The 13,884-nt window shown below is 70.4% G+C and carries 10 protein-coding genes; 3 read left to right on the top strand and 7 right to left on the bottom strand.

All coding sequences use genetic code 11. The features are described 5' to 3' along the window. The first annotated feature begins 94 nt into the window (after positions 1 to 94). Positions 95 to 1,762, top strand: coding sequence for an alkaline phosphatase D family protein (locus ACIBK0_RS11390; RefSeq protein WP_399078125.1), 1,668 nt, complete (start codon positions 95 to 97; stop codon positions 1,760 to 1,762). A gap of 39 nt (positions 1,763 to 1,801) precedes the next feature. On the opposite strand, the gene ACIBK0_RS11395 is transcribed toward ACIBK0_RS11390, so the two are convergent. Then, positions 1,802 to 2,371 (bottom strand): dienelactone hydrolase family protein, encoded by a 570-nt coding sequence (locus ACIBK0_RS11395; protein ID WP_399078127.1) that lies wholly within the window; start codon positions 2,369 to 2,371, stop codon positions 1,802 to 1,804. A 108-nt stretch (positions 2,372 to 2,479) separates the two neighbouring features. On the opposite strand from ACIBK0_RS11395, the gene ACIBK0_RS11400 reads away from it, so the two are divergent. After that, on the top strand, positions 2,480 to 3,634 hold the full coding sequence (locus ACIBK0_RS11400; RefSeq protein WP_399078129.1) for a mechanosensitive ion channel family protein: 1,155 nt from the start codon (positions 2,480 to 2,482) through the stop codon (positions 3,632 to 3,634). A 93-nt stretch (positions 3,635 to 3,727) separates the two neighbouring features. Here ACIBK0_RS11400 and ACIBK0_RS11405 read toward each other — a convergent pair whose 3' ends face one another. The 6 genes from ACIBK0_RS11405 to ACIBK0_RS11430 all read right to left on the bottom strand — a co-directional run bounded on the left by ACIBK0_RS11405 (position 3,728) and on the right by ACIBK0_RS11430 (position 9,859). Beyond that, positions 3,728 to 4,468 (bottom strand): SDR family NAD(P)-dependent oxidoreductase, encoded by a 741-nt coding sequence (locus ACIBK0_RS11405; protein ID WP_399078132.1) that lies wholly within the window; start codon positions 4,466 to 4,468, stop codon positions 3,728 to 3,730. A gap of 152 nt (positions 4,469 to 4,620) precedes the next feature. Beyond that, complete coding sequence (locus ACIBK0_RS11410) at positions 4,621 to 6,207, bottom strand: Na+/H+ antiporter (RefSeq protein ID WP_399078134.1); 1,587 nt, start codon at positions 6,205 to 6,207, stop codon at positions 4,621 to 4,623. 179 nt (positions 6,208 to 6,386) lie between these two features. Continuing rightward, positions 6,387 to 6,875 carry a GNAT family N-acetyltransferase gene (locus ACIBK0_RS11415; protein WP_399078136.1) on the bottom strand — a complete coding sequence of 163 codons (489 nt, stop codon included), beginning with the start codon at positions 6,873 to 6,875 and terminating at the stop codon, positions 6,387 to 6,389. After that, positions 6,872 to 7,816: an RluA family pseudouridine synthase gene (locus tag ACIBK0_RS11420; protein ID WP_399078138.1), complete on the bottom strand. Its 945-nt coding sequence runs from the start codon at positions 7,814 to 7,816 to the stop codon at positions 6,872 to 6,874. The genes ACIBK0_RS11415 and ACIBK0_RS11420 overlap by 4 nt, the downstream gene beginning before the upstream one ends. Before the next feature lie 81 nt (positions 7,817 to 7,897). Next, positions 7,898 to 8,581: a signal peptidase II gene (gene lspA, locus ACIBK0_RS11425; RefSeq protein WP_399078140.1), complete on the bottom strand. Its 684-nt coding sequence runs from the start codon at positions 8,579 to 8,581 to the stop codon at positions 7,898 to 7,900. A 129-nt stretch (positions 8,582 to 8,710) separates the two neighbouring features. Next, positions 8,711 to 9,859, bottom strand: a complete 1,149-nt coding sequence (locus tag ACIBK0_RS11430) for a TraR/DksA C4-type zinc finger protein (RefSeq protein WP_399078142.1) — start codon at positions 9,857 to 9,859, stop codon at positions 8,711 to 8,713. A gap of 594 nt (positions 9,860 to 10,453) precedes the next feature. Between ACIBK0_RS11430 and ileS the strand changes: the two genes are divergently transcribed. Then, entirely contained in the window at positions 10,454 to 13,591 is a 3,138-nt protein-coding gene (gene ileS, locus ACIBK0_RS11435; protein ID WP_399078144.1) for an isoleucine--tRNA ligase, read from the top strand. Positions 13,592 to 13,884 lie beyond the last annotated feature (293 nt).

The following is a 13,884-nucleotide window of genomic DNA, read 5'->3' on the forward strand; positions in this document are numbered from 1 at the left end:
GACGGGCTCGTTGAGCGACCAGCTCTCGAAGAGCGGGCGAACTTTTGTCAGTTCGCCCGCTCTTGGCTTGTACTGATCGGTAACCTGATCGCTCGTGACCAGTCGCTTCAGATCATCCGACTCCTCGGGCGCCGTCAACTCCCGCGCCCCGCGCCGCCGTACGGTCGTCAAGGCCGCGGCCGCCACCGCCGTCCTCGCCGCCCCGCTCGCGGCCGCTCTGCCGGCCCGAGCCGCCGAGGCCCCCGCCTTCCTGCACGGTGTCGCCTCCGGCGATCCGCTGCCCGACGGCATCCTGCTGTGGACCCGGGTGACGCCCACCGCCGCGGCGATACCCGGCTCCGGGCTCGGCCCGGACACCGAGGTCAGCTGGACCGTCGCCAAGGACAAGGCGTTCAACACGATCGTCGCCAAGGGTTCCACCACCGCGACGGCCGCCTCGGACCACACCGTCAAGGCGGACATCCGCGGCCTGGAACCGGCCACGGACTACTGGTTCCGCTTCTCCGCAGGCGGCACCGACTCGCCCGTCGCCCGCACCCGCACCACCCCGGCCGCCGACGCCGCCGTGACCGGTCTGCGCTTCGGCGTGGTCTCCTGCGCCAACTGGGAGGCGGGCTACTTCTCGCCCTACCGCCACCTGGCCGCGCGCGGCGACCTGGATGCCTGGCTGCACCTGGGCGACTACATCTACGAGTACAAGTCCGGTGAGTACGCGGCGCGCGGCACGGTCGTACGGCCGCACGCCCCCGCCAACGAGATCCTCACCCTCGCCGACTACCGCACCCGGCACGGCCGTTACAAGACCGACCCGGATCTGCAGGCGCTGCACCACAAGGCGCCCGTCGTCGCGATCTGGGACGACCACGAGTTCGCCGACAACGCCTGGTCGGGCGGCGCGGTGAACCACACCGAGGGCGCCGAGGGCACCTGGTCGGCCCGTCAGGCCGCGGCGAAGCAGGCCTACTTCGAGTGGATGCCGGTCCGCCCGGCGATCGCGGGCACCACCTACCGCCGGCTGCGCTTCGGCAAGCTTGCCGACCTCTCCCTGCTCGACCTGCGGTCCTTCCGCTCGCAGCAGGCGTCCACGGGCAGCGGCTCGGTCGACGACCCGGACCGTACGATCACCGGCCGGGCCCAGCTCGACTGGCTGAAGGCCGGGCTCAAGGCCTCCGACACCCGCTGGCGCCTGGTCGGCAACTCGGTGATGATCTCGCCGTTCTCGGTGGGCTCGCTCCCCGCCGACCTGCTCAAGCCGCTCGCCAAGCTGCTCGGACTGCCGCAGGAGGGCATCGCCCTCAACACCGACCAGTGGGACGGCTACACGGACGACCGCCGCGAACTGCTCGCGCATCTGCGTTCGAACGCGATCGGCAACACGGTCTTCCTGACCGGCGACATCCACATGGCCTGGGCCAACGATGTGCCGGTCGACGCCGGTACGTACCCGCTGTCCGCCTCGGCCGCCACGGAGTTCGTGGTCACCTCGGTGACCTCCGACAACCTCGACGACATCGTCAAGGTCCCGGAGGGCACCGTCTCGGCCGTGGCCGCGCCGATCATCCGCGCGGCGAACCGGCACGTCCACTGGGTCGACACCGACCGTCACGGCTACGGCGTCCTGGACATCACCGCCGACCGCGCGCAGATGGACTACTACGTGCTCTCCGACCGCACGAACCCGAACGCGACCTCGTCCTGGGTCCGTTCGTACCGCACGCGCAGCGGCACGCAGAAGGTGGAGCGGACGTACGACCCGGTGTAAGGGCCGTAGGGCTCTACAGACTGTCAGCGTCGTAGGGCTCTACAGACTCTCGAGGAAGCCGAGCGCCACCTTCCAGGTGGCCTCGGCCGCCTCCTCGTCGTAGTCGGGCAGATCGGGGTCGGTGTAGAGGTGACCGGCACCGGCATACCGGTAGACCTCCACGTCGGCCCCCGCTCGCTGCATCTGCAGATACCAGGCGCTCAGCCAGTCGTCGGTCTCGAACTGGTCGGGCTCGGCGACATGCAGCTGGACCGGCAGGTCGTCCACCGACGCGCTCTGAGCGATGTCCGACGTGCCGTGCAGGAGCAGCAGCCCGCGGGCCTTCTCGTCGCCGAGCGCCAGGGTCTGCGCGATGGAGGCGCCGAGCGAGAATCCCGCGTACACCAGGCCGCGCTCGGAGTAGGGCGCGGCGGCCAGGACCGCGCGCTTGAGCAGCTCGTCCTTGCCGATCTCTTCCTTGAAGGCCATGCCCTCCTCCACGGTCTCGAAGGTGCGCCCGTCGAAGAGATCGGGCGTCCACACCTCGTGTCCCGCGTCGCGCAGCCGGTCCGCCGCGGCGCGCACCGCGGGCCGCAGCCCGTAGGTCGAGTGAAAGAGCATGATGTTCATGAGCCCCATGGTGCCAGCCGGCACCGACAACGCCGGGCGGCGACTGTACCCACTTCCGCCCCAGGATCACATGTTCATCATCACCCGCGGGCGGTTACGGTCTCAGGCATGGAGAACGTACTGCGACCGCTGATCGTCGTCGGTGGCTCGGTCGTGCTCACGCTGCTCATCGGGTGGGCCGTGGACCACCTGCTGCGACGGGCCGACGACCGGCATCACGAGACCACCCCGTTGTGGGGCCTGCTCCGCCGCGGCCGCGTCCCCTTCCAGCTCGTCCTGTTCGCGGCCCTGCTCAGAGGCTCGTACGACCAGGCGAAACTGCTGATGGAACACCGGGTCGGCATCGGCCGGGCCCTGACGCTGATCCTCATCGGGTCCGCCGCGTGGCTGGTGGTGCGTATCGCGACGGCGATCGTCGAGACCTCGTACACCCGCTATGCCAGCGCCCACCGCGACCCGGCGCGGGTCCGCCGGGTGCGCACACAGGTGACGCTGATCCAGCGCGTGGTGTCCGCGATCGTCGCCGTGGTGGCTGTCGCGTCGATGCTGCTCACGTTCCCGGCGATGCGCGCCGCCGGTGCCTCGCTGCTCGCCTCGGCCGGCATCCTCGGCATCGTCGCCGGTGTCGCCGCGCAGTCCACACTCGCCAACCTCTTCGCCGGACTGCAGATCGCCTTCGGCGACATGGTGCGCCTCGGCGACACCGTCGTGGTGGACGGCGAGTGGGGCACGGTCGAGGAGATCACACTGACGTTCCTCACCGTACGGACGTGGGACGAACGCCGGATCACCATGCCGGTCTCGTACTTCACGTCCAAGCCCTTCGAGAACTGGTCGCGTGGCACCCCCCAGATGACCGGCATCGTCTTCTTCCACGTCGACCACTGCGCGCCTGTGGAGGCGATGCGCGAGAAGCTGCGCGACATCCTGCGCGCCTGCCCGGCCTGGGACGGCCGGGACTACGGACTGGCCGTCACGGACTCGACGCCCAACACCATGCAGGTACGCGCCCTGGTCACCGCGAAGGACGCGGACGACATCTGGACGGTACGGGTCACGGTCCGCGAGCAGATGATCCGCTGGCTGACCGAGGAGCACCCCTACGCGCTCCCCCGTGTCAACACGGCGGACGCGGCACTGCCGCCGGGCCGGGTACCGCGTGCGAGGCGCGGCGAATCGGACGGAGCGGACGGGGCCGCGGCCCATACGGATCACGGTCGGAGCGTGTACGAGCCACCGCGGACGGGGCCGGGCCGCGGTTGACTTGCCGGCCGGACGGGGCCGGGTAGCGATTGACCCTCCCGCCGGACCGGGGCCGGGCCGCGGTTCCCCCGGCTTCCGGAGCGGGAGGGGGGCTCAATGCCCGCGTTCCGCGCCCCCGTTGACCTGGATCACCTGCGCGGTGATGTGTCCGGCGCTCGGAGACGCCAGCCAGTGAAGAGTGCCGGCGACGTCCCCGGGCGTACCGGCCCGCCCCGTCGAGGTCTCCGCGACGAGCCGCTCCCGCCGGGCCTGCTCGATCTCGCCGCCGAAGAACCCGGTGTCCTCGACATAGCCGGGAGCCACGACGTTCACGGTGATGCCCCGCGGACCCAACTCCCGGGCCAGATCGTAGGCGTACGGGTGCAACGCGGCCTTGGACGCCGCGTACGCGGCGCTGCCGGATCCCCGGTAGGCGGCGATGGAGCTCAGGAACAGCACCCGTCCGCCGGGCGAGGCCAGCCGCTCCCGCAGGGCCTCCGTGAGCAGGGCCGCGGTCAGCGTGTTGAGTCGGAAGTTGACGGTCCAGTTGTGCGCGACGGCTTCGAGCGGGTCCTCGGTCTCGAGCTTCGGCTCCAGATTCCCGGCGCCGCCGGCGCTGTGCACCAGCACGTCCACCGTGCCGAACTCGTCCCCCACGAACTCCGCGACACCGCGCACGCTGTGCGGATCACTCAGATCAGCGGCGTACGTGAGCGCCCCGGGCACCCCGGCCTTCTCCAACACCTCGGCTCGCCGCCCGAGCAGCAACACCCGATCCCCGTCGGCCGCGAAGGCCTGCGCCGCCGCGAGGCCGATCCCCGATCCACCACCGCTGATCACCACGTTGCGTGCCATGATCCGATCCTAGGAGCGACAGCCGCCGACGGCGAGAACCCTCACGGGAGACCCGCCCATCTCAACCCACTGGAAACAGGCGGTCCGCGGGTCAACGCACTGGAAACGGGCGGTGCGCGGGTGGAGCGCACCTGGCGAAGCCCGGCGCGGCGTCACCGCAAGCTGCGCACGTCCAGGTGTCGCAGCACCCGGTCCACGATCTCCGGATCCGCCCCCGCCTCACTCCGCGCCGACAGCACCTCGTGCCGGGCCGCGCTCATCATCTCGCTCTGAATCCGCCGTATCCTCTTGGCCCGCCGAGCCCGCTGCTCGTAGGCCTCCCTGCGCTCCTCGTCCCCCATGTCGGGACTGATCCGCACTCCGATGTCGAAGGCCCGCCGCAGCAACTGCTCGGTCACCTCCTCCGACAGCTCCTCGACCTCCTCGATCTCCTTCAGCCTGCGCCTGGCGGCCTTCGCGGCCCGAATCGCCAGCTCCTTCTCGAAGGCCTTCTCGACATCCGTGTCGGCCCGCACCCCGAGCTTCCTGACCAGCCAGGGCAGCGTGAGCCCCTGCAGCACGAGCGTCCCCATGATCACCCCGAACGCGATGAACACGATCTCGTCCCGGTCCGGGAACGGCGACCCGTCCTCCATCTTCAGCGGAATCGCCAGTGCCAGGGCGACCGACGCGACCCCCCGCATCCCCGACCACCACATCACGACGGTCTCCCGCCACGATGTCGGAATCTCCTCGTCGTAGTCCCGTTTCGCATGCAGCCGCTTGGTCAGCCAGGTGGCCGGCAACAGCCACACCAGCCGTACGAGCACCACCACGACCACGATGGCGGCGGCCCATCCCAGCATCTCGCCCCACCGCCCGGCCGCCGTCCTGATCGCGTTGTGCAGCTCAAGACCGATCAACCCGAACGCGACCCCGGTGACGAGCGTGTCCACCACGTCCCAGAACGTGTACCCGGCAAGCCGCGTCATGACGTCGTCGGCGTCGGTCGCGTACTCCGCCAGGAACAGCGCGGTGGTGAGCACGGCGAGCACCCCGGAGCCGTGCAGTTCCTCGGCGAGGACGTACGCGGCGTAGGGCACGAGCAGCGTCAGCCCGATCTGCAGTGTGGCGTCGCCGAGCAGGTCCATCAGCCTGTTCGCGACCCAGCCGAGCGCCAGACCGATGACGAGCGCGACGACGGCGGACAGGACGAGGTCGAGCCCGGCGCGCCAGGGCGAGAAGGTCCCGCTGATGGCGGCGGCGATCGCGACGTGGTAGAGCACGATGGCCGTCACGTCGTTGAAGAGCCCCTCCCCCTCCAGGATGGACACCAGTCGGCGCGGCAGCCCGAGCTGTCCCGCGACCGCGGTGGCCGCGACCGGATCGGGCGGTGCCACGAGCGCGCCGAGCGCCACGGCGGCGGCGATCGGCAGCCCCGGCACGATCGCGTTGGCGACGACCGCCACGGCCGCGGTGGTGACGAACACCAGAGCCACGGCCAGCAGGAAGATCGGCCGTTTGTTGGCGGCGAACTGTCTCCACGACGTCCGCCGCACCGAGGCGTACAACAGCGGCGGCAGCAACAGGGGCAGGATCAGTTCCGGCGGGATGTCCACGTTGGGTACGAAGTCCAGCACGGCCAGGACGATCCCGAGGAGCGTCATCAGCACCGGCGCCGGCAGCCGGAGCCGGTCCCCGACCGGGACGCTCACCACGGCCCCGAGCAGCAGCATGAACAGCAGGGCCAACTGATCCACGGTCAACGCTCCGGCGAGGTCTAGGCGATCAAGGGCGGCCAGACCTCCAGCGTGCCACGCGCCGATTCCTTCCGCCGCGACGGCGACCAGCGCGGCAGCCCCTCGGCCGGGCCCGGGAGAGGGGGAGGAGAACGCCCACTACGGGCATCCCCTCTGCAGAGAGCGCCACATCGCCCGGTTTACAGGGAGCGCCGCATCGCCCGGTGCGGAATGCCCGCGTCCGGGAACTCCTCTCCGTAAGCCTCGTACCCGAGCCGCTCGTAGAACCCGAGCGCGTGCGTCTGCGCGTGCAGGTCCACCGCCGCCAGTCCACGCGCGCGTGCCGCGTCCTCGATGGCGCGTACGAGGGCGGCGCCGACGCCGAGCCCGCGCGCCTCGCGCGTCACGGCGAGCCGGCCGAGCGAGCCGACCGTCGGGTCGCCGTCGGTCTTCACGGCCGCCGCCTCGCCGTACAGGAGCCGCCCGGTGCCGAGCGGCACCCCGTCCTCCCGGACGGCCAGCACATGCAGGGCGCCGGCATCGTACGCGTCGTACTCGATGTCCTCGGGGACGTCCTGTTCCCCGACGAAGACCTCCTTGCGCACCGCGAAGCACGCCTCGCGGTCGGCGGCGTCCTCGGCCACCCGCAGCACGTACGAGCCGCTCTGCGCCCCGTGGGACGCGCTCACGCGTAGCTCTCCTCGCGTACCTTGTCGAGCGCCTTCTGCAGGTCCTCGGGGTAGTCGCTCGCGAACTCCACCCACTGCCCGTCGCCGGGGTGCTCGAAGCCGAGCCGCACCGCGTGCAGCCACTGCCGGGTGAGGCCGAGCCGCTTGGCGAGCGTCGGGTCCGCGCCGTACGTCAGGTCGCCGACGCAGGGGTGGCGGTGGGCCGCCATGTGGACGCGGATCTGGTGGGTGCGCCCCGTCTCCAGCTTGACGTCGAGCAGCGACGCCGCTCGGAACGCCTCGACCATGTCGTAGTGCGTGATCGACGGCTTGCCCTCGGCCGTGACCGCCCACTTGTAGTCGAGGTTCGGGTGGCGTCCGATGGGCGCGTCGATGGTGCCGCTGGTCGGGTCCGGGTGGCCCTGCACGAGCGTGTGGTAGCGCTTGTCGACCGTGCGCTCCTTGAACTGACGCTTGAGCGACGTGTACGCGTACTCCGACTTGGCGACCACCATCAGGCCCGAGGTGCCCACGTCGAGGCGGTGCACGATGCCCTGGCGCTCGGAGGCTCCGGAGGTCGAGATCCGGTATCCGGCGGCCGCGAGACCGCCGATCACGGTCGGGCCCGACCAGCCGGGGCTGGGGTGCGCGGCCACACCGACCGGCTTGACGATCACGACCACGTCATCGTCGTCGTGCACGATCTCCATGCCCTCGACGGGCTCGGCGACGATCTGCACGGGCGCGGGCGCCTGCGGCATCTCGACCTCGAGCCAGGCGCCGCCCTGCACCCGCTCGGACTTGCCGACCACCGAGCCGTCGACCGTGACCTTCCCCGCCGCGGCGAGCTCGGCGGCCTTCGTGCGGGAGAAGCCGAACATGCGGGAGATGGCGGCGTCGACGCGCTCGCCCTCCAAGCCGTCGGGCACGGGCAGGGTACGGATCTCGGGAATCGTGCTCACCCGTCGAGTATGCCGGACGGGTCCGACACCACTTGACCACCGCCCGAACATCAGTGCCCGTGGAGGGCACCACCCGCGGGGTCAGTCCCGGTGGACGGTCCCGTCCGGGTCGAGCCCGCGGAAGGACAGCAGCACGATCAGGATGCCGCCGCAGACGATCGCCGAGTCGGCCAGGTTGAAGACCGCGAAGTGCTTGGGCGCGATGAAGTCGACGACCGCGCCCTCGAAGACGCCGGGCGAGCGGAAGATCCGGTCGGTCAGGTTGCCCAGCGCACCGCCGAGGAGCAGGCCCAGCGCGATCGCCCAGGGCAGGCTGTAGAGCTTGCGCGCCAGCCGGGCGATGACCACGATCACGGCCGCGGCGATCACCGTGAAGATGACCGTGAAGGCCTCGCCGAAGCCGAAGGCCGCGCCCGCGTTGCGGATCGCCTCGAACTTCAGCCAGTCCCCGACGATCTCGATCGAGTCGTGGTGCTCCAGCTTCGCGACCACGATCATCTTGCTCACGAGGTCGAGGGCGTACGCCAGCACGGCGACCGTGAACAGGACAGCGATCCTTCGCTTGCCCTTCGGCCGCTCGTCCGTGGCCGACGTGCCGTCCGCTCCGGAGTCCGCGCCCGAGTCCGTACCGGACCGCTCGCCTGTGGCCGACTCGTGGGATCCGGACCTGTCGCCCGACGCCGCGTTCCCGTCGGACTGCTCCGGACCGGCCCCCGCCGTTCCTGGGACGTCCGGCGTACCGATGATGCGCTCCGCCTCTGCCACGTGAGTGAATCCCTCGACCTAGGTTCCTGACTGAGGACGAGGGTACGGCACACCTCCCGGGCCCCATGCGCTCAGGAGCCCTCCCGCGCCCTTCGGTGACGGCGTTCCCGCTTCCGCTCGACCGTGGGGTCAGTAACGCCGTTCTTGCTTCTGCTTGCACTCGACGCACAGGGTGGCGCGCGGGAAGGCCTGCATCCGTGCCTTGCCGATGGGATTGCCGCAGTTCTCGCACAGTCCGTACGTGCCCGCGTCGAGCTTCTCCAGGGCGCGCTCGGTCTGGATGACCATCTCTTGGGCGTTGGCCGCGAGGGCCATCTCGTGCTCGCGCGTGATGTTCTTGGTGCCGGTGTCCGCCTGGTCGTCGCCCGCGCCGTCGCCGGAGTCGCGCATCAGGCCCGCGAGCGCCTGCTCGGACGACGAGATCTCGGTACGCAACCGCAGCGCCTCCGACTGCAGCTCCGCGCGCGCCTCCGCGACCTCTTCCGGGGTCCAGGGGTCCTCGCCGGGGCGCACCGCGAGCTCGCCGGGCTCCACGGCCGCGATCCGCGCCTTCGGGACCGGGGTGGGCTTCTTCGCCGCCGTGGCCGTGCCAGGAGTCTTCTTCGCAACCACCGTCGTGGCTCCCGTCGTCTTCGCGGCCTGGGCCGCGCCCTCGGCCGCGGAAGCGACCGCCTTTTTGGCCGTACTGGTGCTCTTCCCGGCCGCGCTCCTCGCACCGGCCCTCTTCGTGGTGCCGCCCTTCGCCCCGGCGCCCTTCACCGGTGCCGTCTCCTCCGAGACGGTGCCCGTCGCCGCGGCCTTGGACCCGGTGGTCCCGGTCCCGGCGGCCTTCTTGGCCGCCGCCTGCTTCGCCGCCGCTGTCTTCTTCGCGTCGGACTTCTTGACGACCGTCTTCGTAACCGTCGCCTTCGTGGGCGCCGTTTTGGGGGCGGCCGTTTTGGTGGCTGCCGTCTTCGAAGGAGCCGCGTCGGCCGTCGCGGCCTTGGTAGCGGCCGCTTTCCTGGTGACCGTCTTCGTAGCGGCCACCTTTTTGTTCACCGTCTTCGTCACGGTCGCCTTCTTGTTCACCGTCTTCGTCACGGCTGTCTTCCCGCTCACGGTCTTCGTCGCCGCCTCGGTCGCCGCCTCGGAAGCCGTCCTGGAAGCCGTCTTCACCGGCTTGGCGGCGCCCGTCACCGACGCCACCTGCGCGCTCTTCTTCCCGTCCACGTCCTTGGCCGCCGGACCCGTGGATCTGACGGACGCCGACTGCTGTACGGCGGTCTTCTTCGCCACCATGGCCGCGGCCCCTTCACATATTGTGATTTCGCTCGCGAATCGTGCTGGGACGATAAATCGACTTCTGTCCCGCGGCAACGGGGCACGCCATCCATTCGACCGCCCCGCGGGCCCCGCGCGACAAGCCTGCATGCGTTGTGCCCAGCTCCCCGCCCGGTAATCCGCCGGGCCCGGCGTCCCAGGATCCGGACACTCGCGCCTCGCCATTCGGGTCACCGTGCGGGCCGCCGCGGCACCCCGGAAAACCGGTCGGCCGCTGTCCCCGCGGCGCCGTACACTGGGCGGAGCGAGAAGCGTGGATGGGGACGAGTAGCGGCGTACGCAGCCAAGAGCGACCCGGGGACGGTGGAAGCCCGGGGGCGAGCGCGACGCGAAGATCACCCCGGAGCCGCCGGCAGAACGCCCCGCAGGGGCCAGTAGATCCGGCATCGCGACCCCAATGAGGGGGCTCACCGGCGCACACGGGCACCGGGGAGCCAAGGAGGGTGGTACCGCGGGAGCGCGCCGCACACGGCGTCCGCAGCAGCTACGAGGTAGCAGCACAGGCTCTCGTCCCTCCGGACGGAAGGCAGAAAGTCCGCCGGAGGAAGATCGATGACGCAGTACCGCCAGGTGCCCGCCCAGGTCGACCTGCCCGCCCTCGAGCACGCCGTGCTCGACTTCTGGCGCGAGCAGAAGATCTTTGCCAAGAGCCTTGAGCAGTCCGAGGGCCGCCCCGAGTGGGTGTTCTACGAGGGCCCGCCCACCGCCAACGGCATGCCGGGCGCCCACCACATCGAGGCCCGCGTCTTCAAGGACGTCTTCCCGCGCTTCCGCACCATGCGCGGCTACCACGTGGCGCGCAAGGCCGGCTGGGACTGCCACGGCCTCCCTGTGGAGCTGGCGGTCGAGAAGGAGCTCGGCTTCAGCGGCAAGCAGGACATCGAGGCGTACGGCATCGCCGAGTTCAACGCCAAGTGCCGCGAGTCCGTGACCCGCCACACCGACGCCTTCAGCGACCTCACGACCCGCATGGGCTACTGGGTCGACCTGGACGACGCGTACCGCACGATGGACCCCGAGTACGTGGAGTCCGTGTGGTGGTCGCTCAAGGAGATCTTCAACAAGGGCCTGCTGGTTCAGGACCACCGCGTCGCCCCCTGGTGTCCACGCTGCGGCACCGGCCTCTCCGACCACGAGCTGGCACAGGGCTACGAGACGGTCGTCGACCCGTCCGTGTACGTCCGTTTCCCGCTCACCTCCGGTCCGCTGGCCGGCCAGGCCGCGCTCCTGGTGTGGACGACGACCCCCTGGACGCTGGTCTCCAACACCGCGGTCGCCGCGCACCCCGAGGTCACCTACGTGGTCGCGACGAACGGCGAGGAGAAGCTCGTCGTCGCCGAGCCCCTCGTCGAGAAGTCCCTCGGCGAGGGCTGGGAGACCACCGGCGAGACCTTCACCGGCGCCGAAATGGAGCGCTGGACGTATCAACGCCCGTTCGAGCTGGTGGAGTTCCCGGCGGGGACGGAAGCCCACTACGTGGTGAACGCGGAGTACGTGACGACCGAGGACGGTACGGGTCTGGTCCACCAGTCCCCCGCCTTCGGTGAGGACGACCTCAAGGTCTGCCGCGCCTACGGCCTGCCCGTGGTGAACCCCGTCCGCCCCGACGGCGCCTTCGAGGAGGACGTCCCCCTCGTAGGCGGCATCTTCTTCAAGAAGGCGGACGAAAAGCTCACCGAGGACCTCCAGAACCGCGGTCTGCTCTTCAAGCACATCCCGTACGAGCACAGCTATCCGCACTGCTGGCGCTGCCACACCGCGCTCCTCTACTACGCGCAGCCGTCCTGGTACATCCGCACCACGGCCATCAAGGACCGCCTGCTCCAGGAGAACGAGAAGACCAACTGGTTCCCGGAGTCGGTCAAGCACGGCCGCTTCGGCGACTGGCTGAACAACAACATCGACTGGGCGCTCTCCCGCAGCCGCTACTGGGGCACCCCGCTCCCGCTGTGGCGCTGCGAGAACGACCACCTCACCTGCGTCGGCTCCCGCGCGGAGCTCACGGAGCTGACCGGCACCGACCAGTCGAACCTGGACCCGCACCGCCCGTACATCGACGAGGTCACGTTCGCCTGCCCCCAGTGTCAGCAGACGGCGACCCGCGTCCCGGAGGTCATCGACGCCTGGTACGACTCGGGTTCGATGCCGTTCGCGCAGTGGGGCTACCCGTACAAGAACAAGGAACTCTTCGAGAGCCGCTACCCGGCGCAGTTCATCAGCGAGGCCATCGACCAGACGCGTGGGTGGTTCTACACGCTCATGGCCGTCGGCACGCTGGTCTTCGACAAGTCCTCGTACGAGAACGTCGTGTGCCTGGGCCACATCCTCGCCGAGGACGGCCGCAAGATGTCCAAGCACCTGGGCAACATCCTGCAGCCGATCCCGCTGATGGACCAGCACGGCGCGGACGCGGTCCGCTGGTTCATGGCGGCGGGTGGCTCTCCGTGGGCAGCGCGCCGCGTGGGCCACGGCACGATCCAGGAGGTGGTGCGCAAGACCCTCCTCACCTACTGGAACACGGTCGCCTTCCAGGCCCTCTACGCCCGCACCTCCAACTGGGCGCCCAGCGAGGCCGATCCGGCCCCGGCGGACCGCCCGGTCCTCGACCGCTGGCTGCTCTCCGAGCTCCACGCACTCACCGACCAGGTGACGCAGGCTCTGGAGGCATACGACACCCAGCGCGCCGGAAAGCTCCTCTCGGCGTTCGTCGACGACCTGTCCAACTGGTACGTGCGCCGCTCGCGTCGTCGCTTCTGGCAGGGCGACAAGGCCGCGCTGCGCACGCTGCACGAGGTCGTGGAGACGGTCACGCGCCTGATGGCCCCGCTGACCCCGTTCATCACCGAGCGGGTCTGGCAGGACCTGGTCGCCCCGGTCACGCCGGGCGCCCCGGAGTCCGTGCACCTCTCCTCCTGGCCGGAGGCGGACCTGTCCGCCATCGACCCCGAGCTGTCGAAGCAGATGGTGCTGGTACGCCGTCTCGTGGAGCTCGGCCGCGCCACGCGCGCCGAGTCGGGCGTGAAGACGCGCCAGCCGCTGTCCCGCGCGCTGGTCGCGGCGGTGGGCTTCGAGACGCTCGACCGCGAGCTGCACGCGCAGATCACGGAAGAGCTGAACGTGAGCTCCCTCGCCTCGCTCTCCGAAGTCGGCGGCTCACTGGTCGACACCACCGCCAAGGCGAACTTCCGCGCGCTCGGCAAGCGCTTCGGCAAGGGCGTCCAGGCGGTCGCGAAGGCCATCGCCGAGACGGACGCGGCGGCGCTGTCGCTGGCTCTGCGCGAGGGCACGGCGTCGGTGGAGGTCGACGGTGAGACGGTGACGCTGGCCCCGGACGAGGTGATCATCACGGAGACCCCGCGCGAGGGCTGGTCGGTGGCTTCCGACTCGGGCGCGACGGTCGCGCTGGACCTGGAGATCACGGAGGAGCTGCGTCAGGCGGGCCTCGCCCGTGACGCGATCCGCCTGATCCAGGAGGCCCGCAAGAACAGCGGCCTCGACGTGGCGGACCGCATCGCGCTCCGCTGGACCGCCACGGACCCGGCCGTCATCGCCGCCCTGTCCGAACACTCCGACCTGATCTCCGACGAAGTCCTCGCCACGGACTTCGCCCAGGGCGAGGCCGACGACACCTACGGCACCCCGTTCACGGACGACGCCCTGTCCCTGACGTTCCGCCTCCGCAAGGCGTAGCACCTGGGGGGCGGCGCCAGGGCTTCTCGCCCACGCCGCCCCTTGAAGGGGCGCGAGGAACTGCGCGACAAGCCCCCACCACCCGCAGCCGAAACACAACCCGGGAGGTCTGGAGGCGCAGCCCCCGGATACGGGACGGGCAGGGGCGGAGGGGGCGAAACAAACCCCACCCCAGCCCTTCCCACGCACACCAAGAAGGCCCGAGCCCGCCAGAAATCCGGCGGCCTCGGGCCTTCGGCGTTGCGTACCCACGTACAGATGCCCCAACGACCGCACAAAAGGGCGGGGCCCCC

The organism is Streptomyces sp. NPDC050564, assembly GCF_044457265.1.
Lineage (GTDB): Bacteria > Actinomycetota > Actinomycetes > Streptomycetales > Streptomycetaceae > Streptomyces.